This window comes from Achromobacter xylosoxidans, from assembly GCF_002192695.1.
Classification (GTDB): Bacteria; Pseudomonadota; Gammaproteobacteria; order Burkholderiales; family Burkholderiaceae_B; genus Achromobacter; species Achromobacter xylosoxidans_C.
Map to the genome: position 1 here is coordinate 1 of NZ_MTLG01000084.1, position 24722 is coordinate 24722.

The 24722-nt window shown below is 68.4% G+C and carries 25 protein-coding genes; 13 read left to right on the plus strand and 12 right to left on the minus strand.

Going from position 1 to position 24722, the window contains the following annotated elements; all coding sequences use genetic code 11:
* Positions 1–96: 96 nt before the first annotated feature.
* On the minus strand, positions 97–1476 hold the full coding sequence (locus BRO63_RS20090) for an MATE family efflux transporter (protein WP_088141496.1): 1380 nt from the start codon (positions 1474–1476) through the stop codon (positions 97–99).
* Between the two features lie 54 nt (positions 1477–1530).
* On the minus strand, positions 1531–2208 hold the full coding sequence (locus tag BRO63_RS20095; RefSeq protein WP_088141497.1) for a hypothetical protein: 678 nt from the start codon (positions 2206–2208) through the stop codon (positions 1531–1533).
* Between the two features lie 177 nt (positions 2209–2385).
* Here BRO63_RS20095 and BRO63_RS20100 point away from each other — a divergent pair, with 177 nt between their 5' ends.
* From BRO63_RS20100 to BRO63_RS20115, 4 genes are all read left to right on the plus strand, one after another.
* Complete coding sequence (locus tag BRO63_RS20100) at positions 2386–3321, plus strand: LysR family transcriptional regulator (protein WP_088141498.1); 936 nt, start codon at positions 2386–2388, stop codon at positions 3319–3321.
* 58 nt (positions 3322–3379) lie between these two features.
* A complete protein-coding gene (locus BRO63_RS20105; protein WP_088141499.1) occupies positions 3380–4330 on the plus strand; it encodes an adenosine deaminase in 951 nt (316 codons plus the stop codon).
* 146 nt (positions 4331–4476) lie between these two features.
* The gene (locus BRO63_RS20110) at positions 4477–5745 is read left to right on the plus strand and encodes a carboxylesterase family protein (RefSeq protein WP_088141500.1); all 1269 of its coding nucleotides are present in this window, start codon (positions 4477–4479) and stop codon (positions 5743–5745) included.
* Positions 5746–5818: 73 nt separating this feature from the next.
* Positions 5819–6769: a Bug family tripartite tricarboxylate transporter substrate binding protein gene (locus tag BRO63_RS20115; RefSeq protein WP_088141501.1), complete on the plus strand. Its 951-nt coding sequence runs from the start codon at positions 5819–5821 to the stop codon at positions 6767–6769.
* A 37-nt stretch (positions 6770–6806) separates the two neighbouring features.
* Here the strand turns inward: BRO63_RS20115 and BRO63_RS20120 are convergent, their stop codons facing one another.
* Entirely contained in the window at positions 6807–7439 is a 633-nt protein-coding gene (locus BRO63_RS20120; protein WP_088141502.1) for a TetR/AcrR family transcriptional regulator, read from the minus strand.
* A 143-nt stretch (positions 7440–7582) separates the two neighbouring features.
* On the opposite strand from BRO63_RS20120, the gene BRO63_RS20125 reads away from it, so the two are divergent.
* The 4 genes from BRO63_RS20125 to BRO63_RS20140 all read left to right on the plus strand — a co-directional run bounded on the left by BRO63_RS20125 (position 7583) and on the right by BRO63_RS20140 (position 12686).
* Positions 7583–9076, plus strand: a complete 1494-nt coding sequence (locus tag BRO63_RS20125) for an MFS transporter (protein WP_088141503.1) — start codon at positions 7583–7585, stop codon at positions 9074–9076.
* Between the two features lie 144 nt (positions 9077–9220).
* Positions 9221–10609 (plus strand): amidohydrolase, encoded by a 1389-nt coding sequence (locus BRO63_RS20130; RefSeq protein ID WP_088141504.1) that lies wholly within the window; start codon positions 9221–9223, stop codon positions 10607–10609.
* A gap of 146 nt (positions 10610–10755) precedes the next feature.
* Positions 10756–11733, plus strand: a complete 978-nt coding sequence (locus tag BRO63_RS20135; RefSeq protein WP_088141505.1) for a Bug family tripartite tricarboxylate transporter substrate binding protein — start codon at positions 10756–10758, stop codon at positions 11731–11733.
* Positions 11730–12686 (plus strand): BMP family ABC transporter substrate-binding protein, encoded by a 957-nt coding sequence (locus tag BRO63_RS20140; protein ID WP_088141506.1) that lies wholly within the window; start codon positions 11730–11732, stop codon positions 12684–12686. Before BRO63_RS20135 ends, BRO63_RS20140 begins: the two co-directional genes overlap by 4 nt.
* Here the strand turns inward: BRO63_RS20140 and BRO63_RS20145 are convergent.
* Positions 12659–13156 (minus strand): GNAT family N-acetyltransferase, encoded by a 498-nt coding sequence (locus tag BRO63_RS20145; RefSeq protein ID WP_088141507.1) that lies wholly within the window; start codon positions 13154–13156, stop codon positions 12659–12661. The two genes, BRO63_RS20140 and BRO63_RS20145, sit on opposite strands and share 28 nt — an antisense overlap.
* A 175-nt stretch (positions 13157–13331) precedes the next feature.
* Here BRO63_RS20145 and BRO63_RS20150 point away from each other — a divergent pair, with 175 nt between their 5' ends.
* The gene (locus BRO63_RS20150) at positions 13332–14135 is read left to right on the plus strand and encodes an aspartate dehydrogenase (protein WP_088141508.1); all 804 of its coding nucleotides are present in this window, start codon (positions 13332–13334) and stop codon (positions 14133–14135) included.
* Between the two features lie 18 nt (positions 14136–14153).
* Here BRO63_RS20150 and BRO63_RS20155 read toward each other — a convergent pair whose 3' ends face one another.
* Positions 14154–16010, minus strand: a complete 1857-nt coding sequence (locus BRO63_RS20155; protein WP_088141509.1) for an ABC transporter ATP-binding protein/permease — start codon at positions 16008–16010, stop codon at positions 14154–14156.
* 187 nt (positions 16011–16197) lie between these two features.
* Here BRO63_RS20155 and BRO63_RS20160 point away from each other — a divergent pair, with 187 nt between their 5' ends.
* From BRO63_RS20160 to BRO63_RS20170, 3 genes are read left to right on the plus strand one after another with little or no spacing between them, the layout of a single operon-like run.
* On the plus strand, positions 16198–16578 hold the full coding sequence (locus BRO63_RS20160) for an RNA-binding S4 domain-containing protein (RefSeq protein WP_088141510.1): 381 nt from the start codon (positions 16198–16200) through the stop codon (positions 16576–16578).
* A gap of 46 nt (positions 16579–16624) precedes the next feature.
* Positions 16625–16987, plus strand: a complete 363-nt coding sequence (locus tag BRO63_RS20165) for a translation initiation factor Sui1 (RefSeq protein ID WP_088141511.1) — start codon at positions 16625–16627, stop codon at positions 16985–16987.
* Positions 16988–17006: 19 nt separating this feature from the next.
* Positions 17007–17360 carry a DOPA 4,5-dioxygenase family protein gene (locus tag BRO63_RS20170; RefSeq protein WP_088141512.1) on the plus strand — a complete coding sequence of 118 codons (354 nt, stop codon included), beginning with the start codon at positions 17007–17009 and terminating at the stop codon, positions 17358–17360.
* Between the two features lie 4 nt (positions 17361–17364).
* Here the strand turns inward: BRO63_RS20170 and ppk2 are convergent, their stop codons facing one another.
* Positions 17365–18657 (minus strand): polyphosphate kinase 2, encoded by a 1293-nt coding sequence (ppk2, locus tag BRO63_RS20175; protein ID WP_179215163.1) that lies wholly within the window; start codon positions 18655–18657, stop codon positions 17365–17367.
* A 187-nt stretch (positions 18658–18844) separates the two neighbouring features.
* Between ppk2 and BRO63_RS20180 the strand changes: the two genes are divergently transcribed.
* Positions 18845–19306, plus strand: a complete 462-nt coding sequence (locus BRO63_RS20180) for a hypothetical protein (protein WP_179215164.1) — start codon at positions 18845–18847, stop codon at positions 19304–19306.
* Here the strand turns inward: BRO63_RS20180 and BRO63_RS20185 are convergent.
* The 6 genes from BRO63_RS20185 to BRO63_RS20210 form a co-directional block, all read right to left on the minus strand.
* Positions 19281–20471: a trans-sulfuration enzyme family protein gene (locus BRO63_RS20185; protein WP_088141513.1), complete on the minus strand. Its 1191-nt coding sequence runs from the start codon at positions 20469–20471 to the stop codon at positions 19281–19283. The genes BRO63_RS20180 and BRO63_RS20185 overlap by 26 nt on opposite strands.
* Positions 20472–20525: 54 nt before the next feature.
* The gene (locus tag BRO63_RS20190) at positions 20526–21182 is read right to left on the minus strand and encodes a methionine ABC transporter permease (RefSeq protein WP_088141514.1); all 657 of its coding nucleotides are present in this window, start codon (positions 21180–21182) and stop codon (positions 20526–20528) included.
* Positions 21163–22269: a methionine ABC transporter ATP-binding protein gene (locus BRO63_RS20195; RefSeq protein WP_088141515.1), complete on the minus strand. Its 1107-nt coding sequence runs from the start codon at positions 22267–22269 to the stop codon at positions 21163–21165. Before BRO63_RS20195 ends, BRO63_RS20190 begins: the two co-directional genes overlap by 20 nt.
* A gap of 15 nt (positions 22270–22284) precedes the next feature.
* A complete protein-coding gene (locus BRO63_RS20200) occupies positions 22285–23100 on the minus strand; it encodes a MetQ/NlpA family ABC transporter substrate-binding protein (RefSeq protein ID WP_088141516.1) in 816 nt (271 codons plus the stop codon).
* Positions 23101–23256: 156 nt separating this feature from the next.
* A complete protein-coding gene (locus BRO63_RS20205) occupies positions 23257–23682 on the minus strand; it encodes a CopD family protein (protein ID WP_256943364.1) in 426 nt (141 codons plus the stop codon).
* 105 nt (positions 23683–23787) lie between these two features.
* Positions 23788–24663: a DUF2242 domain-containing protein gene (locus BRO63_RS20210; RefSeq protein WP_088141517.1), complete on the minus strand. Its 876-nt coding sequence runs from the start codon at positions 24661–24663 to the stop codon at positions 23788–23790.
* Between the last annotated feature and the right edge of the window lie 59 nt (positions 24664–24722).

The window sequence follows — 24722 nt, forward strand, 5'->3', positions numbered from 1 at the left end:
TTCCGATGCTCGCCCCGGTGGGGCTGCGCTTCGGATCCCTCCGCCCGGTCACCGGCTCACGGCATCTACCCATGAAGGGAATCCGAAAACAGTGCATTAGGCAGCCTGCCGCGCTTGCGCCGCCGCGCTCGCGGGCGGCGCGCGCAGCACGCGCCGGCACAGCAGCATGGAGATCAGGCTGAACAGGGCAAAACCCGCGGTCTGCCCCGCCAGCACGCCTTCCGGGCCGCCGTAATGCGCGCCCAGCCAGACGAAGGGCAAGGTACCCACGGTGGCGCGCAGCCAGCCGATGGCGGTCGAGTACGCGGCATACCCCAGGTTGTTAAACACCGCGATGGCGACGAAGTACAGGCTGTTGAGCGCCCAGGCGAAACTGCCGTAGCGGCAGAAGAAAACAATCAGGTCGCGTCCTGGTCCGGTCACCTGGAACAGGTCGGGCATCCAGGGCGCCAGCAAGGCCAGCAGGACAGCCACGCCGAAGCCGTACATCAAAGACCAGCGCGTGGTCAGCTGCACCGTCTGCTGCACGCGGTCCCATTGCCCGGCGCCCAGGTTCTGCCCGAGGATGGGCCCGATGGCGCCCGGCAGCACGAAGAACAGCGCATAGGCCAGTTGCAGCACCCGGTCCACCACCGTGGCGCCCGCCATCACGCTGGAGCCAAAGCCGGCGTAGGTGGACAGCGTGAAGATGACCGCCGCGGGCGTGGCCAGCGTGGTCAGCGCGGCGGGCAGGGCGATCCGGCCTATCGCAGCCAAGTGCGCGCGCAGCGCCGCGCCGGCGGGCCAGGCCACCAGGCGATGTTTGCCGAACACCAGCCAGGCGCCCAGCGCCACCGTGACCAGGCGGCCCACGCCGCCGGCCCAGGCCACGCCCTCCATGCCGCCGTCCAGCACGAAGATGACCAGCGGGTCCAGCGCCGCGACCGTCGCCGTCCCGGCCAGCAGCACCCACATGGACTGGCGGCCATGGCCCGCGGCGCGCAGCAGGTTGGACAGCATCATGCCCACCCCCATCACGAGCGCGAACGGAGTCGTGATGAGCACATAGGACAGCAGATGCGCGCGCACGTCCTCCGCCAGGTTGATGGCCGCCGTGTAGGGACCGATCACGGCCAGGAACAACGCGCCGGACACGAGCGCGGCGGCGGCCATCAGGACCAGCGAGGCGCCAGCCAGCGCGCGGGCGCGCGGCGCCTCTCCCGCCCCCAGCGCGCGCGACACCAGGGCGGTGCCGCCCACGGTCACGCCGATGCAGACCGAGATGATGGTGAACTGCGTCATCGAGCCAAAGCCGACCGCGCCCAGCACCGCCTCGTCCTTGAGCGTGCCCAGGTACAGCAGCGACAGGAACTCCACCGCGAACACGGCCAGCATGCTGGCCCAGCCGGTCAGGACCATTTCGAGCACATGCGGGCCCATGGGCCCGGAGACGAAGCGGGCGCGCGGATCGGAGGCGGACGGACTGGCGGAGCTCATAAGGCAATCAGATCGAATGCGGCTCCAGGCCGCGGAAAAAAGGAAGGCACGCGCTCAGCGCCCCGCGGGCGCGAACCAATACTGGTACACGGCGCCCTCGTTCGAATACCAGGGCAAAAGGCCGATGCTGTCGGACTCCCGCTGCACCGCCACCAGCAGGCCGCCTCGCTCGGGCCGCAACACCGCCACATGGCGCCGCACGCCCATGGACTCGTACTGGCGCCAGTCGTGCCGCACGCTGACCCATAGCCGGCCCTGGCTGCAGCCGCTGACACGCCGGATGCCCTCCGGCCTGGAAGGCTGGGCCGCGCCAGGCAAGGCGGCCGGATCCTGCGCGCCGTTCAACTGCGGCAGGCGGCCGGAAGCGCGCGCGCCCTGCCCGTCCAGCGCCAGTATCTCCCACCTGTCCGCGGCGGCAGTGAAAGCCACGGTGGCCCCGGGTCCGGAGCGCCATTCCGGCAAGGGGTTGTCGCCCATGCCCGGCAGGTCCAGGGGATACTGCAGGAACTTGCGCAGGTCCATCGATGCGCCGGCCTCGCGGTCGCCAGACACGAACTCGCCTTGCGCTCGATAGACGCCAGCCAGATCCGGGCATTGGACCGAGTCCGATGGCAGCGCCGCCAGCGTCCCGTCTCGAAACGGAGGCCAGGCGACGGCCACGCCGTCGACCCGGGATGCGCCGCAGCTGCTCAGGATCAGCGCAGCCAGCGCAGCCGCTGCAAGCCTGCTCAATCTCCATGCGTCGCACACCGCTGCCTTCATGCCTGCCCTTTTCTCTTGCCAGCCGCCGCGCTGGCCCAGGCAGCGCCTCCGACTATCGGTCTGGCGCGAACTATATCCGAATCCCGGCTGGCGTTGCCAAGCGCGCGCCGGGGGAGAATAATCGGCTACTCCCTTCCGACCCGCGCCATGACACCGTTCCGAGGCAAGCTCCGCATCCGTCATCTGGAAATCGTGCTGACCGTCGCCGAATTGGGCAACCTGTCCAAGGCAGCCGCGCAATTGCACAGCACGCAGTCGGGGCTGTCGCGCGCCATCGCCGAGATCGAAGAACTGGTGGGCGCGCGGCTGTTCGAGCGCACCGCCAAGGGCACCACCTGCACGCCGCTGGGCGACACCATGTGCCGCCACGCGCGCCTGCTGCTCACGGACTTCCGCAAGGCCGAGGTCGATCTCGCCGCGGTCTCGCGCGGCGACGAGGGCAGCCTGACGGTGGGCTGTTTTTCGATGTTCGCGGGCTGGCCGGTGGCCGAGGCTGCGCGCGCCTACCGCCAGGCCTATCCGCGCATCACGCTCACCATCGAGATCGGCACGCATGAACGGCTGATCGAAGACCTGGACGCGGGCGCGCTGGACGTGCTGATCAGCCGCTTCTCGTCCACCGTCAATCCGCAGATCTACCGTTCCACCACGCTGCTGGAGGATCCCGTGGTGCTGGCCTGCGCCACGCATCATCCGCTGGCCCAGTTGCCCGGTGCCACGCTGGCCGATTACGTGATCTACCCCTGGATCACCGCCCTGCCCGGCAGCCGCATCCGCGGCGAACTGGAAATGTCGCTGCGCCAGGCGGGGCTGGCGATTCCGGATATGATCGGCGCCCTGTCGCTGGAATTCGGCCGCGAAATGCTGCTGGACGGCCTGTACCTGTGGATGCTGCCCGGCAGCGTGGCCGCGATCCGGCAGGCGCGCGGCGAGCTGGTGGTCCTGCCCGACCGGCCGGTCCTGCGCAAGTCGCCGCTGGCGGCCATCTGGCGCCGCGACCGTCCCAGCACGCGGCAGGCGCGCGCCTTCGCCGCCCAGCTTGAACTCGCCATCCAGGCCGACGCCACCGCATTGACGGCCTGAGCCGCGCGCCGCGTTGCGCGTTATCCTGGACAGGCAACACTTTTTGATCGGAGCACCCATGTACGACTGGCTCAACGCACTGCCCAAGGCGGAATTGCACCTGCACCTGGAAGGCTCGCTCGAACCCGAGCTGCTGTTCCGGCTGGCGCAGCGCAACGGCGTGGCGCTGCCGTGGCCGGACATCGAGTCCCTGCGCGCCGCCTACGACTACGGCAATCTCCAGGAATTCCTGGACCTCTATTACCGCGGCGCGGACGTGCTGCGCACCGAGCAGGATTTCTACGACCTGACCTGGGCCTATCTGCTCAAGTGCCGCGAACAGAACGTGGTGCATACCGAACCGTTCTTCGACCCGCAGACCCACACCGACCGCGGCGTGCCCTTCGACGTAGTGCTGGCTGGCATCAGCCAGGCCCTCGAAGACGGCCGCAAGCAGCTGGGCGTAAGCAGCGGACTGATCCTGAGCTTTCTGCGCCACCTGCCCGAAGAGCAGGCCATGCGCACGCTGGAAGCCGCCCTGCCTCACCGCGACGCCTTCATCGCCGTCGGCCTGGACAGCAGCGAAATGGGCTTTCCGCCGCGCCTGTTCCAGCGCGTGTTCGACCGCGCCCGCGCCGAAGGATTGCCGGGCGTCGCGCACGCCGGCGAGGAAGGCCCGCCGGAATACATCTGGGAAGCGCTGGACCTGTTGAAGGTGCTGCGCATCGACCACGGCGTGCGCGCCGCCGAAGACCCGGAGCTGATCGCGCGCCTGATCGACGAGCAGATCCCGCTGACGGTCTGTCCGCTGTCCAATACCCGGCTGCGCGTGTTCCAGCACATGCGCGACCACAACATCCTGTCGCTGCTGGACGCGGGCGTGAAGGTCACCGTGAACTCCGACGATCCCGCCTATTTCGGCGGCTACGTCAACGAGAACTTCCACGCGCTGTACGAGCATCTGGGCATGTCGCGGGCGCAAGCCCAGGCCCTGGCGGACAACAGCCTGGACGCGCGCATCCTCAAATAGCCGGCGCCCCTGCCGCCAGCCATGCGGATTGCGCATGGCAATGTTCGAAACCTGCATGCCTGGCGCGGCCCATTCCTCCCTACCATAGTCCGACCGCCGCAGCGCCTGCCGCGGCCGGGCTACAGACCAGAAACAAGGGGCAGGATATGAGTCAGTTCGTGGAAGCGTCGCTGCAGGCAGGCACGCTGACCGGCGTGCAGGAGAGCGGCGTGTGCCGCTACAGCGCCATTCCCTACGCGCAGGCGCCCGTTGGCCGGCTGCGCTTCGCACCGCCGCAGCCCGCAGCATGGCGCGGCAAGCTTGACGCCACCCGGCCGGGACCGGTCGCGCCGCAACTGCCCTCGCGCCTGCGCGGCGCCATGGGCGACTTCGACGCCGAACAATCCGAGGACTGCCTACACCTGACCGTATGGACGCCCGCTGCCGACGGCAAGCGTCGGCCGGTGGTCGTATGGCTGCACGGCGGCGCCTGGCAAAGCGGCGGCGGCGCGCTGGGCTGGTATGATGGCGCGAACCTCGCGCGGCGCGGCGACGTGGTGGTGGTCGCGGTCAACTACCGGCTGGCCGCGCTGGGCTGGCTGTACGTGCCCGGCCAGACGGCCAACGCAGGCCTGCTGGACCAGGAGGCCGCCATAGATTGGGTGCTGGACAACATCCAGGACCTGGGCGGCGATCCGGAACAGCTTACGGTTATGGGCCAATCGGCGGGCGCGTCCTCGATCTGCGCCATGCTGGCGCGCCGGCCGCGCTTCTCCCGCGCCATCCTGCAAAGCGCGGCGCTGGGCCGGGGTTTTCGCAGCGCCCAGCAAGCCGATGCGCTGGGGCAGGCCTTCCTCGCAGCCGCGGGCGCCGATTCCCTCGACGCCGCGCGCGAACTGCCCCTGGCGGCATTGCTGGCGGCGCAGCAGGCGCCCGCCGTCGCTGAAACACTGCGCGCCGAAGGCAGCAGCCGCAGCCAGTTCGCGCCGGTGCTCGACGGCCAGATATTGCCGCTGGACATCGCGCCCGCGCTCCAGCAGGCCGCATCGCGCGCCGACGTGCTGGTCTGCTACACCCGCGACGAAATGGCGGCCTTTCCGGGCAACGGCCGGACCCCGGCCGACCAGGACCTGGGCGACGCGGTGTTCGGCGCGCCATCGCGCCAATGGGCCGCCGACGCCGCGGCCCAGGGCCGCCAGGCCTGGCTGGCGCGCTTCGACGTGGCGCCCACGGCAAACTTCGGCGCCTGCCATTGCATCGAGCTGCCCTTCGTCTTCGACACACTGCCCGCGTACACCGGCGCGCCCATGCTTGCCGGCCTGCCGGCGGAACAGGCACAACAGCTTGCACGCGCCACGCAGCAGGCGTGGATCGCGTTCATCCGGGGTGAAGCGCCAGGCTGGCCCACGGCCCCGCACATGCAGATCCTGGCCTGAGCCCGGACGGCATATGCGCTGGCGCGGGCCGCCACTGCCCGCGCATCACACACATCAAAACAAGGGGAATTCCATGTTCAAGCAAACCGCGCTCGCGCTGGCGCTGCTGGCGCCGCTGGCGGCCAGCGCCGCCTATCCCGACAAACCCGTCAAGATCATCGTGTCCAACCCGCCCGGCGGGCCCGTGGATGTCATGCTGCGCGTGCTGGCCAGCAAGCTGGGCGCCGCCTGGGGCCAGCCGGTGGTGGTGGAGAACAAGCCCGGCGCGTCCGGCATCATCAGCACCGGCGCGCTGGTCAAGTCCGCGCCCGACGGCTACACGCTAGGCATGGTGGTGGCCTCGTCCGTCACCATCGTGCCCTTCGCCGTGGACAGCCTGCCGTTCGATACGCAAAAGGAACTCAAGCCGATCTCGCTGGTGGCGCGCACGCCCTTCATCTTCATCGTGCCCAAGGACAGCCCCCTCAAGACCTGGGAAGACTTCGTGCGCGAAAGCAAGGCGCGCAACCTCAGCGTGGGCTCGTTCTCCATCGGCACGGCGTTCCACCTGGTCTGGGAACAGACGGCGCGCCGCGCCGGCATCAAAGCCCTGTACGTGCCCTCGTCCTCATCGGGCAAGACGCAGAACGACCTGATCGGCGGCCAGCTCGATGTGGGGCTGGACGCCCCTTCGAGTTCCAAGGGCCTGATCGACAGCGGCCGGCTGCGCGCGCTGGCGATCACCAGCCCGGAGCGCTTCGGCGGCCTGCCCGACACGCCCACGCTGAAGGAGTCCGGATTGAAGGACTACGCGCCGCAGCCCTGGATCGGACTGATGGCGCCCGCCGGCATTCCGGACGAGCGCGTGGCGCTGATCCAGAAATCGGTGGCGGACATCCTGAAGGAACCCGCGATGCGCGCGCAGATGGAAACCCTGGGCATGATTCCCATCGGCAGCACGCCAGAGGAACTGGCCGCGACCATCGAGGCCGACCGCGCCGACATGGGGCCGCTGATCAAGGAGCTGGGCATCAAGCTGCAATAGCGGCGCTTGCAGGGGCCCGGGTTTGAAGACGCGCCCTTCAGCCCACGCCCAGCGTGCGCAGGAACATCGCCGACAAGGGGCCGGACAACGCTTGCGCGTCCCGGCGGCCCTGCGCGATGGAGGCGTCCACCGCGCCATGCATGCCGTGGTAAAGGACGATGGCGGCCAGCGCCGCGTCGTCCAGTTTCCAGCAGCCGGCACGCGCGCCGGACTGAAGTATGGCCTCCAGCTGTTCCAGCACGGCGCTCTTTTCGGCCACCCCGCGATCGGGATGCTGGGCGTCGTGGAACACCACGTCATGCAGCTCGTAGCCATCGAAGTAGGCTTCGACGCCGGCGCGGGTCCAGGCGCGCAGCCGCGCCACGCCGTCGTCCGGCGCACAGGCCTGCACTTCGTGGTCGATATGGTCCAGGAACCCTTGCGAGAACTTGGCTCGCAGCGCCGCCAGCATGTCGTTCTTGGACGTGAAGTAGTGATAGAAGGTGCCCTTGGCCACGCCGGCGCGTTCCACGATCTCGTTGATGGTGGTGGCCTCGACGCCCTTCTGGATGAAGAGCGCTTGCGCGGCCGCCATCAATTCGTCCAGGCGCACGGCGGCCGGCTTGGTGCGGGGCTTGGGAGCGGCGTCCAGGCCAGGCGGGACAGGCGGGTCGGCAGGAACAGCAGGCATATCGTCCAGGGGCGGTTCAAAAGCAAGGCGCCAGTGTAGAGGAGGCGCAGGGGCAGGATCAAAAGTTGAGAATCGTTCTTCTTTTCATTGACCGACGGTCGGTCGATGAATAGAATACCCCTTCCCCTACTCCGCATCCCGCCATGCATCCCGCACGCCGCCGCGCCCTGGTCCTTGCCGTCAACCTGGGCAGCTTCATCACCATCCTGGACATCAGCATCGTCAACGTGGCGCTGCCCACCATGCAGGCAGCCCTGCGCATCGACATGGCGGGGCTGCAATGGGTGGTGGACGCCTACGCCCTGTTCCTGTCGGCCTTCATGCTGTCCGCGGGCCCGCTGGGCGACCGCTACGGCCGCAAGCGCTCCTGGCTGGCGGGCGTGCTGCTGTTCACCGCGGGTTCCGCCCTGTGCGGCCTGGCGGACAACCTGACGGCGCTACTGATCGGCCGCGCGGTGCAGGGCGTGGCCGGCGCCCTGCTGGTGCCGGGCGCGCTGTCGCTCTTGACCCAGGCCTTTCCCGATCCCAAGGAACGCGCCCAGGCCATCGGCATCTGGGCCTCGTGCAACGCGATTTCGCTCATCGTGGGCCCCATGCTGGGCGGCGTGCTGGTCGCCCACTTCAACTGGCAAAGCATCTTCCTCATCAACCTGCCGGTGGGCGCGCTGGCCATCGCGCTGGGCGCCTGGAGCATCACGGAAAGCGCCCATCCCGAGCACGCCGCCTTCGATCCCGCAGGACAGGCCCTCAGCGTGTTGTGGCTGGGCGCGCTGACCTATGGCCTGATCGCCGCCGGCGAACATGGCTGGGCCGCGCCAGAAGCCACGGTTGCGCTCGCCATCGCCGCCGCCGGGCTGCTCGCCTTCCTGTGGGTCGAGCACCGCGCCGCGCGGCCCATCCTGCCGCTGGGGCTGTTCCGCGACGCCGGCTTCGCCATCACCAACTTCGCCTCCTTCGTGCTGGGCTTTTCCGCCTACAGCAGCCTGTTCTTCTTTTCGCTCTACCTGCAACACGTGCAGGGACTGTCGCCGCTGGCCACCGGCTGGCAACTGGCGCCGCAGTTCGCCGCGGCCGGGCTGGTGTCGCTGGTGTTCGGCCGGCTCAACCTGCGCTTCGGCCTGCCGCGCCTGATGATCGCGGGCTTCGCCTTCATCGGCATCGCCATGCTGGGCATGACCGGCTTCGAAGCGCACACGCCTTATCTCGTGTCCGGCTCCTTGCTGGTGCTGCTGGGCCTGGGCACCGGCCTGGCCGTGCCTTCGACCAGCATGGCCGTGATGGCCACCGTGCCGCGCGAACGTTCCGGCATGGCCTCGGCCACCATGAACGCGCTGCGCCAGACCGGCATGACGATAGGCATCGCGCTCCTGGGCGCGCTGATGAGCGGACGCGCCATCGAGGCATTGACGGGCTCGCTGTCTCGGCTGGGCGCGCCCGACGCGCAGGCGCTGGCGCGGGCCGCCATCACCTTGCACGAACTGCCGGCGCAACCCGCCAATGCGGCCGAATTGGCCGCCGCGGCGCTGGCCGGCGGCTTCCATGCCGCCATGCTTTTCGCAGGCGCCGCATCGCTGCTGGCGGCACTGTTGCTGCTGTTTCTTGCACGCGGCGCGAAGCGCGTCCTGCACACCGCATGAGCCCCTGATTCCGGCGCGCGGAATTCCATCGGCCGGAATCAAAACAGCCTGTTTTTAAGCGTTGGTAACAAACACTCGCGCACTCCGGCGCTTCGGTAAGATCCTCATCCAATAACAGGTTAACAACCACGAGGAGAGCAAAACATGTCTTGCCGCAAACCCCTGTTCCGCCTGGCCCCGCTGGCGCTCGCCGCACACCTGCTGATGGCGGGCCCGGCCGCCGCGCAAAGCGCGCCCGGCACGCAAGGCCCGCTGGTCCCCGCGCCCAATCCGGCATTGGCCGCGCAGATCGATCAACGCGCCAAGGCCATCGAGGACAAGCTCATCGCCTGGCGCCGCGATATCCACGAACATCCCGAACTGGGCAACCAGGAAAACCGCACCGCCAAGCTGGTCGCCGATCACCTGCGCGCGCTTGGCATGGAAGTGAAAACCGGCGTGGCCGGCACCGGCGTGGTCGCCGTGCTCAAGGGCGGCAAGCCCCGGCCGGTGGTGGCGCTGCGCGCCGACATGGACGCGCTGCCCGTCAAGGAGCAAGTGGACCTGCCCTTCGCGTCCAAGGCCAAGGGCACCTACCTGGGCAAGGAAGTGGACGTGATGCATGCCTGCGGCCACGACACCCACACCGCCATCCTGATGGCCACGGCCGAAGTCCTGGCCGGCATGAAGGACCAGCTTCCCGGCAGCGTGAAGTTCATCTTCCAGCCCGCCGAGGAAAGCCCCGCCGACTTCGAGCCCGACGGCAAGAAGATCTGGGGCGCCAAGATGATGGTGCAGGAAGGCGTGCTGGAGAATCCCAAGGTGGACGCCATCTTCGGCCTGCACGTGTCCAGCTCCTATCCGGCGGGCAAGCTCAGCTGGCGCAGCGGCCCCGCCATGGCCGCCGCCGACCAGTTCTGGATCGACGTCACCGGCAAGCAGACGCACGGCGCGCGGCCCTGGTCCGGCATCGACCCCATCGTGGTCAGCTCGCAGATCATCCTGGGATTGCAGACCATCCCCAGCCGCCAGATCAACAGCATGCTGGAGCCGGCCGTCATCACCGTGGGCGCGATCCACGGCGGCAACCGCATGAACATCGTGCCGGACAACGTCGCCATGACCGGCACCATCCGCACCTACGACGAAGGCATGAAGAAGGACATCCACCAGCGCATCGCGCGCACCGCCGACATGATCGCGCAGAGCGCGGGCGCCAAGGCGGACGTGCGCGTGGTGGAGCTGTACAACGCCACCGTCAACAATCCCGCGCTGACCGAGCAGATGGGCCCGACGCTGCGGCGCGTGGCGGGTGAAGGCAATTACGGCCTGCAGCCCAAGTCCACTGCGTCGGAGGACTTCTCGTTCTATCAGGAGAAGGTGCCGGGCATGTTCTTCTACCTGGGCGTGACGCCCAAGGGCACCGACGTCGAGAAGGCCGCGCCCAACCATTCGCCGCGCTTCTACGTGGATGAGTCCGGCCTCATCAACGGCGTGCGCGCGCTGTCGAACCTGACCGTGGACTACATGGCGCAGGCGCAGAAAGGCAGCTGATCCGCGCGCCCCGCGCGCTTGAAAAATGCCCGCCGCGCGATGCGGCGGGCATAAGCAAACGGCTACAAATTCTTTGTCAGGCCCGGCCCGGCTTTCTACAGTACGCCCCTTTGCCGCCCCCGCGGCAGCCACGTAGAAGCCACGCCATGCCGATCTCCCGTCGAACCTTCATGCTTGCCGGCGCACTGGCGCTGCCGCTGGCGCGGCCGCGCATCGCGCGCGCATCCGCCTGGCCCGAGCGTCCGATCCGGCTCGTCGTCACGTTCCCTCCAGGCGGCGCGAGCGACATCGCCGCGCGCCTCATCGCACCCGTGCTGGCCGAAAAGCTCGGCCAGCCCATCGTCATCGAAAACAGGCCCGGCGCGGGCTCGACCATAGGCGCGAGCCTGGTCGCGCAGGCGCCCAAGGACGGCTACACCTTGCTGATGTCGAACTCGGCGCCGCTGTCCATCTCGCCCGCCCTGATGCCGCAAGGCGGCTACGATGCGCTCGCCAGCTTCGACCACATCGCCTACCTGGGCGCTGTGCCCACCGTGTTCGTGGTCCATCCTTCCGTGCCGGTATCCAGCTTCGCGGAGCTGACCGCCTGGATCCGCGCGCAGGACCAGCCGGTGCACTACGGCAGCGGCGGACTGGCGTCGGTGGGCCAGATCGTGGGCGAACTGTATGCCCGGCAAACCGGCGCGCGCCTGCAGCACATTCCGTACAAGGGATCGGGCGCCATGCGCAACGATCTGCTGGGCGGCCAGATCCGCTTCGCGGTGGACGCGCTGCCGCAGAACCTGCCGTTCCTGCGGTCCGGCCAACTGCGCCTGCTGGCGGTCACCACCGGCAAGCCGGTGCCGCAGGCGCCCGACATCCCGGCGGTGGGCGAGCTGGGCTATCCGGGCCTGATCGCCGAGAACTTCGTCGGCCTGTCCGGTCCGGCCGGCTTACCGGCCGCGGTCTCGCAGCGCTTGAACGACGCCATCGCGCAGACGCTGGCTAACGCCGACATCCGTGCCAAGCTGGAAGGACAGGGCTTCGTGCTGGCGCAAAAATCCCCCGCCGAGTTCACCGACTTCGTCCGCCGCCAGGCCGAAGCCTGGGAACCGGTGGTGCGCGCCACGGGAGCCAGCCTGTGAGCGCCCGCCGCATGCTTGTGCTGTTCGGCCATCCGGGCCGCGGCGGCTTCAACGAAGCGGCCGTGCGTGGCGCGGAACGCGCCGCGCAGGCGGGCCAACCATTGCAGCTGGAATGGATCGCCGACTACGACGCCGCTGCGCGCGCCGAGCGCATCGCGCAACTGTGCGACACCGATCCGGATCTGATCATCGTGCATGGCGGCCAGGGCGATGCCCCCGTGGCCGAGGTCGCGCCGCGCTACCCGCGCACGCAATTCGCCATCACCCAGGGACACCACACCGCCGCCAACGTCGCGTCATACGAGATCCTGCAGGAGCACTCGGCTTTTCTGGCCGGGGTGTTGGCGGGCCTGCGCGCGGCCAACGGGCGGGCCGCCCATCTGTCCGGCGAAAAAGTGCGGCCCGGCCTGAAGGGCCGCGCCGCCTATGCCGATGGCGTGCGGCGCGTCACCGGCCAGGATCCGCTGACCGCCTTCTGCGGCAACCAGCACGATCCGGCCCTGGGCGCCGCCTGGGCCCGGGCCTTGTCCGCGCGCGACGCGCGCGTGCTGTTCGCCATGATGGACGGCGGCCGCGACGGCGTGACGCGCGTGTGCCGCGAAACAGGCGTGTGGCAGATCGGCAATGTGCTGGACTGGGTGGCCCGCGATCCGCAGGTCTATCTGGCATCGGCCCTGGCCGATTCGGGACTGTGCGTGCAGCGCGCCGCCGCCGACCATGCCGCGGGCGCGCTGGCAGTGGGCCGCGTGACCCGCTACGGCCTGGAGGAAGCCGCGTCGCTGCGGCTGGTGCTGGGCGCGAAGGTCGGCGCGGAAGAGCGCCGTGTTTTGGATGAGTGGGCGGGCCGGCTCGCAGCGGGAACCCTGGACATTGCATCCGACTATGCGGGGCCGGAATTCACGCTGCCATCCCCTGCCCGCGCCGGCTATGCGGTCGCTTCGAACGCCTTGTGATAGGCAACGTCCCCTTGCGCCGGGCGCGCGTAGGCCTGCGCCATGAAGTACTCCGGCGGCACGCCGGGATACGTCAGCGCGGGCGTCTGCGCAAAACCGAATCGCGCGTAGTACGCCGGATCGCCCATCACCACGCACCCCGCCGCGCCCAGCGCCTTCAAGCGCGCCAGACCATCCCGGATCAAGGCCGCGCCTATGCCCCGGCCTTGCAGTTCCGGCAGCACCGCGACCGGCCCCAGGCCGTACCAGTCGGCCGAGCCGTCGCTGATCGCCACCGGAGAGAACGCGACGTGGCCCACGACGCGCCCGTCCACCCGCGCCACCAGCGACAGCGTCAGCGCGCCTGCCTCGCGCAGCGCGTTGGTGATGTAGCCCTCGGTTTGCTGGCTGTGGGGATGGTCTTTGAAGGCGGCCTGCGTCAGCGTGAAGATCGCCGCGCGGTCATCTGGCGTTTCGGGAAGGATAAGCATGCCTGGACTCCTGTAGGCTCAGGCGCAAAGTGTAGCCGGGCATGGTCGCCATTCCGCATTGACGCCTGCCGGCACGGTGGCTACAGTGGCCGACGGCCCTGCACCGCGTCATCGCGGTGGCGCCCTGCCTCTCCCGAACCGCCCGCGGCGCGCCGCGGCCCTACTCTGGACCCTTATGAACAGCTACCGTGTCGGCATCGCCGGCTTCGGCGCCATCGGCCAGGCCGTGGCGCAATCCCTGGACGCTGGCCTGCCCGGCCTGACGCTTACCGCCATCGCGGTGCGCGATCCCAAGGCCCCGCCGGCCTTTGCCTGGACCCAGGCCGCGCCCGCCTACACCACCATCGACGCGCTGCACGAGCACTGCGACGTGGTCGTGGAATGCGCCCCCGCCGCGGTGTTCCGCGACATCGCCGAACCCGTGCTGCGCGCCGGCAAGAAGATGGTGGTGCTGAGTTCGGGCGCGCTGCTGCGCCATGACGACCTGATCGAACTCGCCCGCCAGCACCATGGCCAGATCCTGGTGCCCTCAGGCGCCATCCTGGGCCTGGACGCCATCACGGCGGCCGCCGAAGGCGTCATCCATTCCGTCACCATGATCACCCGCAAGCCGGTGCGCGGCCTGCTGGGCGCGCCCTACCTGACCGACAACAACATCGACATCGCGGACATCACCGAACCGCGCCTGATCTTCCGCGGCTCGCCGCGGGAAGCGGCGGTGGGATTTCCGGCGAACCTGAACGTGGCGGTCAGCGTGTCGCTGGCCGGCATCGGCCCGGACAAGACCACGCTGGAAATCTGGGCCGATCCCTCGCTGGAACGCAATTTGCACCGCGTCGAGGTCGTGTCCGACTCGGCCTCGTTCTCGATGGAAATCCAGAACATTCCCTCGGCCAACCCCAAGACCGGCCGCATCACCGCGCAAAGCGTGGTCGCCGCGCTGCGCAAGCTGACCGGTCCGCTGCGCGTGGGCACCTGAACCGCGGCGGGCGCGGCGCTAGGCCGCCGCCCGCTGCAGCCCATCCGCCGGGCGCAGGCGCTCTACCGGAGCGCCCGCCCGGACCATCGGTCCCGTCCGCCAGTTCCCCGCGCCATCCAGATCCAGCCTGTCCGTATGGAACGCGTCCAGCGTGCTGCGATGCCCCACGCTGACCAGCATGCATGAGGGCAGCGCCTCGCGCAGCAGGCTGTACAGCGCATGCTCCAACCCTTCGTCGGTGGCGGACGTAGCCTCGTCCAGGAAGACGATGGCGGGCCGGTTGTAGAGCACTCGCGCAAACGCCACGCGCTGCTGTTCACCGATGGAAAGCATGCGCGACCAGTCCGCGACTTCATCCAGACGCCCGGCCAGATGCCCCAGGTTGACCTGCCGCAGCGCGTCGGCCAGGCGCGCATCGTCCTCGGGCTGCGCCAATCCCGGATACGCGACCGCGCCGCGCAGATCGCCCAGGGGCAGATAGGGCCGCTGCGACAGGAACAAGGCAGAGGCGCCCTGCGGCCGGCGCACCGAGCCCTGCGCATAGGGCCACAGGCCCGCCAGCGCGCGCAGCAAAGTGGTCTTGCCGCTGCCCGAGGGTCCCTTGATCAGCAGGGCCTGGCCCGGGCGCAGGCTCAGGTTCAGGTCGCGCAGCAGCACCGTGCCGTCCGGCCGCGCCACCTGCAGGGATTCGATATCCAGGCCGTCGGGCAGGCTCTCGGTCTGTACCGAAGGCAGGGCGCGCGCAGCCTCGTTGGCGTCCAGAAAGCCGTTCAACCGGTCCAGCGTGGCGCGGTACTGCGCAAAGGTGTCGTAGGAGGTGCGGAAGAACGACAGGGAATCCTGCACCTGCCCGAAAGCCTGCGAAGTCTGGATCACGTCGCCCAGCTTGATCGCGCCGCTGAAGAAACGCGGCGCCTGCAGGACGAACGGAAACACCACGGCCACCTGGCTCACCGACAGGTTGAAGCCGTCGAACTTCAGCCCCCGGTACACGCGCGCCCACAGATTGGCGATATAGGCGGTGAAGCGGGTCCATAAGGTCGCGCGCTCCACGTTCTCGCCCTGATAGAACGCCACGTTCTCGGCGTTCTCGCGCAGGCGGACCAGCGCGTAGCGGAAGTTCGCCGTCAAGCGCTCGGACAGGAAATTCAGCTTGATCAGCGGACGCCCGATCTTGAACGCGAACAGCGTCGCCACGATCACGTACAGGTACACCATGAACACCATGGCGCGCGGAATCTCCACGCCCGCCACCGTCAAGGCGCCGGACAGGCCCCACAGGATGGACGTGAACGCCACCAGCGAGACGACCGCGCTCAGCGCGCCGATCGCCAGCGTGCGCGAACCCGTCACGAACATGGCAATGTCCTGTTCGATGCGCTGATCGGGGTTGTCGACCGGCGCGTCGACGAAATGGCCGCGGTAATAGGCGCCCGCGCCCAGCCAGTCGCGGGTCAGGCGATCATTGAGCCAGACGCGCCAGCGGATATCGAAAGCCTGCCCGACGTAGCTGTCGGCCAGCGTGCGCACCACGTGGACACAGGCCAGCACCGAGAAGATGCCCAAAAACCGCCAGAACGCGTTCTGGTCCAGCGCCTGCAAGGCGCTGTAGAAGCCGTTGTACCAGAACGAAAACAGCACCGTCATGCGCACGGCGAACATCGCCAGGAACAGCAGCAGCGCCAGCGTCAGCAAGGGCCGCCAGCTGCGTCGGGGGTCGAGATACGGCCACGCCAGCCGCCAGAACTTGCGTCCCCAGTCCGTGTAGCGCGCAAGCAAGCCCCCGACCAGCACCAGCGCGACGGCCGAAATGCCGAACGCACGCGCCAGCCAGAGCCCGCTTTCCGCCAGTTGCTGCTGCCAGTTCAGGTCCATGAGTCGATTGCCCTCCGATACGCGTTTCTGGTTAGACGAGGCTCACGCATCGAGTTCCGGCGCGCACGCCGTTTTAAGCCTGGCTTAAGCGTTCCGGCAGGGTGATCGAAAGCGATCCGACAGCAAGCGCGCGGCGGCGGGGCGGCTATCATGGATGCCTGAGAGCAATACCGGCAGGTAAGGAAGCATGGACAAGATCCGCCTAGACAAATGGCTATGGGCCGCGCGCTTCTACAAGACGCGCAGCCTGGCCGTGCAGGAAATCGGCAAGGGCCGGGTATTGGTGAACGAGCAGCCCGCCAAGCCCGCGCGCGAGGTCGCGCCGGGCGACCTGGTCACGGTGCGCAAGGAAGACCCGGCGCTGCACGTGCGAGTGGTGGCCGTCAGCGGCGTGCGCGGCCCCGCCCCCGTCGCCCGCCAGCTCTACGAGGAAACGCCCGAAAGCGTGGCGGCGCGGGAGCGCGCGGCGGAAATGCGCCGCCTGGCCCCCGAGCCGGCGCTGGGCATAGAGGCTGGACGCCCGACCAAGCGCGACCGGCGGCTGATAGACCAGATGCGCGGCAAGTAAATACGCCTGCCCCGACAACGTTCAACCCTCTCTACGCAAGCCCATCATGAAAAGCAGTTCTACAGGCGGCCTGGTCTATTCCACCGACGGCGGCCGCATGTGCCCCGAATGCCGCAAGCCGCTGGCGCAGTGCCTGTGCAAGCAGGCCGCCCGGGCGGTTCCCGTCGGCGATGGCGTGGCCCGCGTGTCGCGCGAAACCAAGGGCCGCGGCGGCAAGAGCGTCACCGTGGTCAAGGGCCTGGCGCTGGACGGCGCGGCGCTGAACGCGCTGGGCAAACAGCTGCGCAACGCCTGCGGCTCCGGCGGAACGGTAAAGGACGGCGTGATCGAGATCCAGGGCGACCACTGCGAACGCGTCATGGAAACCCTGCAAAAACAAGGCATCCGCGCCAAGCGCGCGGGCGGCTGACATCGACGGAGCAAGAACAATGACCGACCTGCAAACCAGCGCCGTGGCCAGTTGGCACGCCCATGTGTACTTCGACGCCGCCAGCCGCGACGCCGCGCACGCGCTGCGCGAACGGATCGCCGCGCGCTTTGCCGGCCAGATGGAACTGGGGCGCTTCCATGAGCGCCCCGTCGGCCCGCATCCGCAGTGGAGTTACCAGATTGCCTTCACGCCCGAGCACTTCGCCGAGATCGCCACCTGGCTGACGCTGCACCATGGGACGCTGGATGTCTTCATGCATCCCAACACCGGCGACTCGGTGCGCGACCACCGCGACTGCGCGGTGTGGATCGGCCGCAGTTACACGCTGAACCTGCAGGCGCTGGGCGCCTGAGCGGCTACAGCGCGCGGCCCACGATCAGCGAATCCAGCGCCATCATGGGATCGCTGCTCTTGCCTTCATATGGCAGACGGCTGAGCACGTAGCGCATCGCATTGATCCGCGCGCGCTTCTTGCAGTCGGACTTGACCACCACCCAGGGCGCGTCGGCCGTGTCGGTATGCGCGAACATCGCTTCCTTGGCGCGGGTGTAGTCGTCCCACTTGTCCAGCGAAGCCAGATCCACCGGGCTGAGCTTCCACTGCTTGAGCGGATGCACCTTGCGCTGCAGGAAGCGGCGGCGCTGCTCTTCCTGGCTGACCGAGAACCAGAACTTGATCAGGTGGATGCCGCTGCTGACCAGATGGCGCTCGAAATCCGGCACCTGTCGCAGGAAGTCCAGGTATTCGTTCTGGGTGCAGAAGCCCATCACGCGCTCGACGCCGGCGCGGTTGTACCAGGAGCGGTCGAACATGACGATCTCGCCCGCGGTGGGCAGATGCTGCACGTAGCGCTGGAAGTACCACTGGCCCTTTTCCGTATCGGAAGGCTTCTCCAGCGCGACCACCCGCGCGCCGCGCGGGTTCAGGTGTTCCATCATGCGCTTGATGGTGCCGCCCTTGCCGGCGGCGTCGCGGCCTTCGAACAGGATCACGACGCGCTGGCCGGTGGCCTTGACCCAGGCCTGCAGCTTCAGCAGTTCGACCTGTAGGCTGTACTTCTGCTTTTCATAGTTACGGCGCAGCATGCGGTGGCGATAGGGATAGATGCCTTCGCGCCAGTCCGCGGCCAGCTCGTCGTCGGGATTGCGGCGCGTGCGCGGCGCCGCCGAATTGGCTTCCAGCAAGGCGCGATGCACGGCTTGCGCATCGTCCGGCGACAGTTCCTCGATGACCGAACGCAGCGCCTCGCGCGCCTGGGCCGGCGCGCTGACGTTGTAGCGGCGCGCGATATCGGCCAGCACGGCCACGGTCTCCTGGCGCGCGGCGTCCTGGCGGGCGACGACGCGTTTGCGCACGTCGATGGCCGGCTCGGCGGCGGCCGCGGCCGATACCGGATCGACCGACACGGGAGCGCCCGCCGCGGGAACGCCCGCCGCGGGAACGCCCGCCGCAGGAGCGCCCACCGCGGGCGTCTTGGCCGCGCGCGGCTTGCGGCTGGTGGTCACTGGCGTGACGACGGTCTTGACTACCGTTTTGACGGCCGGCTTGGAGACCGGCTTGGCGGCGACGCCGGCGGTCCGCTTGGCCGCGCGCTTGCGCGGCGTCTCGGCTACGGCTTGTTCGGTGGCTGGAGTTGTCTTGTCTGTCATCGATCCTGTCCTCGCTGCGCTGATCGTCCGGTCCGCGCCTGCCAGGCTTGCGCCTGCGGCCTGCGTCGGGAAAAGCGCAAACGCTACCCTGAGCCCTGCCGCGCGGATTTGACTTCGATCAAACGTTGTAACATTTTTGCAGCAACGAAGGCCGCTACACTGGCCTGCCTACACCCACCCCTGCGCCATGTGGTCATTCATCAAACGGCTGCTTGCCGGTCCGACGCCGCCCGAGGATCCCCTGCGCGAAACCCTGAGCTTCGATGAAGCCGGTTTCACGCGCAGCAGCGAGCTCGCGCGCGCCCTGGGCCAGCAGGAATTCTGGCCCTGGCGCGACATCCACGAATTCGGCTTCCGCTACACGCAGGCCATCTTTCCCGATCCCTGGTCGGGCGACTACATGGAAGGCCTGTGGTTCCTGCGCGTGCCCAGCGACGGCGGCGGGCTGATGGCCATGGAGTTCGACGAGGCCACGCTGGACGCCGGACGGTTGCCCCCCGCCCTGCTGCGGAACATGCCCGGTCTGGACGTGGGCGCGCTGCGCGCGGGGCTGGCCGCCGCCGCGCGCGGACCGCGCAACTTCGAGGACAGCGGGGAATGGGTGGCGTGGCGGCGCGCGGCCGCTACACCCGGTCCAGGCCCTGCTTGAGATCGGCCAGGATGTCCTCGGGCGTCTCCAGGCCCACCGACAGCCGCAGCAAGCCCTCGGACAATCCATAGCGCTCGCGGTCCTCGGCCGTGTAGCTGGCATGCGTCATGGACGCGGGATGCTGGATCAGTGTTTCCGGATCGCCCAGGCTGACCGCGATGCGCGCCAGCTTCAGGCTGTTGAGCAATGCGCGCCCGGCGGTCAATCCGCCCTTGAGTTCGAACGCGACCAGGCCGCCGCCGGCCGATTGCTGGCGGCGCGCGATCTCCGCGCCCGCCGTATCGGCCAGGCCGGGATAGAACACGTCGGCCACCGCGGGATGCTCGCGCAGCAGCTTGGCCACCTTCAAGGCGGACTCGCTGTGGCGCGCCACGCGCAACTCCAGCGTCTTGATGCCGCGCAGCACGAGGAAGGCGGTGAACGGCGACAAGGTGGCGCCGGTGAAGTAGCGCAGCCCTTGCAGCCGGATGGCGTCGATGTGTTCCTTGCGTCCCAGCACCGCCCCGGCCAGCAGGTCGCCGTGGCCGCCCAGGTACTTGGTGGCCGAATGCAGCACGATGTCGGCGCCATGCTCCAGCGGACGCTGCAGCACTGGCGTGGCGAAGGTGTTGTCGACGATGGTCAGCAGCCCCTTGCCGCGGGCGATGGCCGACACCGCCGCGATATCCACCAGGCGCAGGTTGGGATTGGCCGGCGTCTCGAAATAGACCGCGCGCGTCTTGGGGCCGATGGCCGCCGCCACGGTCTCGGGGCGGGTGAAGTCGGCGAACACCACCCGCACGCCAAAGCGCGCCAGGCCCTGCGTGAAGAGCGTGAAGGCGGTGCCGTACACGATCTGGTCCACGACGATCTCGTCGCCGCTCTGCAATAGCGAGAACAGGGTCGCCGAGATCGCCGCCATGCCGGAGGCGGTCACCACGCCGGCCTCGGCGCCTTCCAGCGAGGCCAGGCGCTCTTCCAGCAGCGCCTGCGTCGGATTGCGCGTGCGGCCATAGACATAGCCCTGCTTTTCGCCCAGGCGGATCTGGTCGAAGGATTCGATGCTGTCCTGGGTGTAGGTGGAGGTCAGGTAGAGCGGCGGGGCCAGCGCGCCCTGCTCATCCAGCGGGTCGTAGCCCAGGTGGATGGCGCGCGTGGCGAAACCGTGTTGCGAGGACTCGGACATGTCTACATTCCTGTGTTTTCGGATAAGGCCGGGGCGCGCGGCCCCGGCGCGGATTCAGCGTTTGTGGTCGGCGCGGCGCGACAGCCATTCGCCGGTGAACTGCACGATGGAGACCAGCGCGATCAGGATCACGATCACCTCGAACATCACGCGCGTCTCGTAGCGTTCGTAGCCATAGCGGATCGCCAGGTCGCCCAGGCCGCCGGCGCCTACGGCGCCCGCCATGGCCGAGGCATTGATCATGGCGATGACGCTGACGGTCATGCCGCCGATGATGCCCGGCAAGGCTTCCGGCAACAGCACGTGGCGCACGATGTGCCAGCGGCGGCAGCCCATCGCCCTGGCGGCCTCCACCAGGCCGTGGTCCACGTCGTTCAGGCTGACCTGGGCGATGCGCGCGAAGAACGGCACCAGATTGGCCGACAGCGGCACGATGGCGGCCCAGGTGCCCAGCGTGGTGCCTACCAAAAAGCGCGTGAACGGCAGCATCGCCACCAGCAGGATGATGAAGGGAATGGCGCGGAAGGTGTTCACCGTCACCGACAGGACCTTGTTGAAGCGCGGCCTGGGATACAGATTGCCGGGCGCGGTGACGGTCAGCACCACGGCCAGCGAGAGGCCGAGAACGATGGCGATGACGGCGGATACGCCCACCATCGCCAGGGTCTGCAGGAAAGCCTGCAGGTACTTATCAAGCATCGGTAACGACATAACCCAGCACCTTGATCTGATCGGCCACCAGCGCGGCGCGCGCGGCCTCTTCCTGTAATGCGCCCGCCGGCACCGACACCAGCAGGCTGCCTTGGGCATGGCCGCGCAGGCGGTCCAGCCCGCCATGCAGCAGCGTCGCGCCGGGGCCGAGGGCAGCCAGCGCCTGCAAGGACACGCCATCCGGCCGCCCCTGCCCCGTAAAGCGCAATCGCAGCACCGCCACGCCGTCGCGGCCCTGCAGGTCGGGCGCCAGCCTGGCCGCCAGGTCCGCCGGCAGGTCGTGCTGCAAGGGCCGCAGCAAGGCCCGCGTGGCTTCGGCCTGGGGGTTGCCGAACACGCGCCAGACCTCGCCCTCCTCGACCTTGCGCCCGCCGTCCAGCACCAGCACCTTGTGGCAGACCTCGCGGATCACCGCCATGTCGTGCGTGATCAGCACCACCGTCAGGCCCAGCTTGCGGTTGATGTCCAGCAGCAGGGCCAGGATGGACTGCGTGGTCTCGGGATCCAGCGCCGAGGTGGCTTCGTCGCACAGCAGGATCTCCGGCTCGTGCACCAGCGCCCGGGCGATGCCCACGCGCTGCTTCTGGCCGCCGGACAGCTTGGCCGGATAGACGTCGGCCTTGTCGCGCAGCCCCACCAGTTCCAGCAGTTCCTCCACCCGCGCACGCGCCGCGGCGGGCTTGACGCCGGCCACCCGCAAGGGCAAGGCCACGTTCTCGGCCACCGTCTTGGCGGACAGCAGGTTGAAGTGCTGGAAGATCATGCCGATGCGGCGGCGCAGCCCCACCAGCGCGTTTTCGTCCAGACCGCCCACGTCCACGCCGTCCACCCGCACCCGGCCGGCGCTGGGCCGCTCCAGCATGTTGATGGAACGCAGCAAGGTGGACTTGCCCGCGCCGCTGCGTCCGATGATGCCGAACACCTCGCCGCGGGCGATGGAGAACGACACGTCGGACAGCGCCGCCACCGGCCCTTGCGCGCCCTCGTAGCGTTTTTGCAGGCCCTCGAACACGATGTGCGCGTCAAGGGCCTGGGCCTGCGGCGTGGCGCCTGCCAGCTCGGCCATGGAGAATTCGTGTTGCATCATTGCCCGATTCCCGCCTCAAAAAACCGGAATCACCGAGCCTTCATATTTGCTCAGGATGAACTGGCGCACTTCCTCGGAGTGATAAGCCTTGACCAGCTCAGGCACCCAGGGCGCGTTCCTGTCCTGTTCGCGCACCGCGATGATGTTCACGTAAGGGTTGTTTTCCTTCTTTTCCACCGCGATGCCGTCGCGCGTGGCGATCAGCCCGGCCTGATAGGCGAAGCTGTTGACGATGGCAGCGGTATCCACGTCCGGCAGCGAGCGCGCCAGCACCACGGAGGCGCTCTCCACGAAATTGAGCTTCTTGGGATTGGAGGTCACGTCCGCCAAGGTGGCCGTGCCGGTGGCCGGATCGAAACCGTCCCTCAGCGTGATCAGGCCCTGGTCGCGCAGGATGACCAGCGCGCGCGTCTGGTTGCTGGGATCGTTGGGGATGCCGACGCGCGCGCCGTCGGGCAGTTCCTTCAGCGACTTGTACTTCCTGGAGTAGAACGCGATGGGCGAGATCAGCGTGTTGGCCACCGACACCAGCTTGTAGCCGCGCTGCTTGATCTGGTCGTTCAGGAAAGGAATGTGCTGGAAGGCATTGGCGTTGAGATCGCCGTTGTTGAGCGCCTCGTTCGGGCTGGCGGTGCCGGTGATCACCACGGGCTCCACGGCCAGGCCGTTCTTCTTGGCGACCTGGGCCACCACCTCCCAGATCTGCTCGTCGACGCCGCCGCGCACGCCCACCTTCAAGGGCTTGGGATCGGCCGAGAACGCCGGGCCATGGAACATTGCCGCCGAAGCCAGCACCGCGCCCAGCAGGCGCTTGAAGAAACGGGAAGTCATGTTGGAATCGCCTCTCAGGCTATGCGGTTATGAGAGAAACGATTCTAGGGAGGGGGACGGACCGCGCGAACGAATAGTTCGTTGAGTCCTTATTACAGAGGCGTTTGATTATGGCGGCTGGGCATATGGTCCCGGCACATGGCCCAGCCGCGCGGATCAGAAGGGCTTGACGACCACCAGCGTCACAATGGCCGCGGAGGCGATGACGGTGAAAGGCGCGTACAGATCCACCAGCGGCGGGCGCTGGTCGCTGCCGTTGGCCATGCGGCGCAAGGCCGCGCTCTGGATGCCGAGCAACGCCGACAGCGCCAGCGCGAAGCCGACCTTGACCCAGATCCAGGTCATGGCGAACCAGCCGAAAGTCATGGCCAGATGCAGGCCGACCAGCCAGGTCAGCACCATGGCCGGCGTGGTCACGTAGAGCGTCCAACGGCGCAAGGCGCCCAGCATCTTGCGCTCTTTGGGCGCTTCCTCACTGTCCTGCGGCTGCGACGACAGCAGGAACAAGGACACGAACAGCGAGCCGCCCAGCCAGGCGACCACGGCCGCCACGTGGAGCATTTTCAGGAGTTGATAGGTCATGGTGCCCGGGATTATCGCCGGATGCGGACCGCGCCGCGAATGGGCGCGGCGCATCGGTTTGCGCCAGGGCAAACCGGCGCGGCGCCGCTGCCCTGCGTCACAGCCTTACTTGGCCGCTTCGGAGCCTGCCGGCCCGGCGGGCGTGGGAGTCGATGCGGGCGTGCTGGATGCGGGGGCCGCAGCTGCAGGCGCGGGAGCTGCGGGCGCGGGCGCCACAGGTGCAGGCGCCGTCGGCGCAGGAGCCACGGCGGCGGGCGTGGCGGATGCAGGCGCGGCCGGCGAACTGGAACCTCCCGCGGACGGTGCTTTCGGTGACTCACTGGCGTCACTGGCTGCGGCAGGATTCAGCGTATCGGCCGGCTTGTCCGGAGATTCCGGCGGCTCGGCCGGCGCGGCCTTGGGTTGCGGCTTGGCACGGCTGCCCGCGGGCGCTTGCGGCGCGGCGGCGGCCTGCGCATCCGGCAGGAAACGCTGCAGCAGCTGGAAGAAGCCTTCGTAGAACTTGGGCCGCGCAACCGTCTGGCTGCCCGTCTTCACCAACGAATCGTCGCTGGAGCCGAACGGCATGGACACCTGGCCCAGCACGCTCACCCCCACGCTGGCCGAGCTGTTGGTGCGCTTGATCGAATAGCGGTCCTGCACCGCGTTGGCGAACACGGTCGCGCGCTCGTTCGCGCTGCCGTCGGAGGCGCATTCGATGTTGAAGGCGATCTGCGTGTGCTGGCCGTTTTCGTCCTGGAAATTCTTGTGCCCCGTGACCCGCGAACCCTCGAACTTGTCGATGTTGTAGCCCTGGCTCAGCAAGGCGCGGCGGCCCGCGTCGCAGGCGGCGACGTTGCTGGCGGCGACGGTGCGCGAGTAGGTGTTGTTCTGGGTGAAGTCTTCTTTTTCGAACTCTGGCTTGGGGGATGAGCATCCCGCCAGGACGCCCACCAGGGCAACGGACAGGGCCAGCGACGAACTGCGGGGAAAACGGGGCATGAATTGGGGGAACAGTAATGCGTCAATCGTCCCTTATAGCGCATCCCCGGCGCCATTTC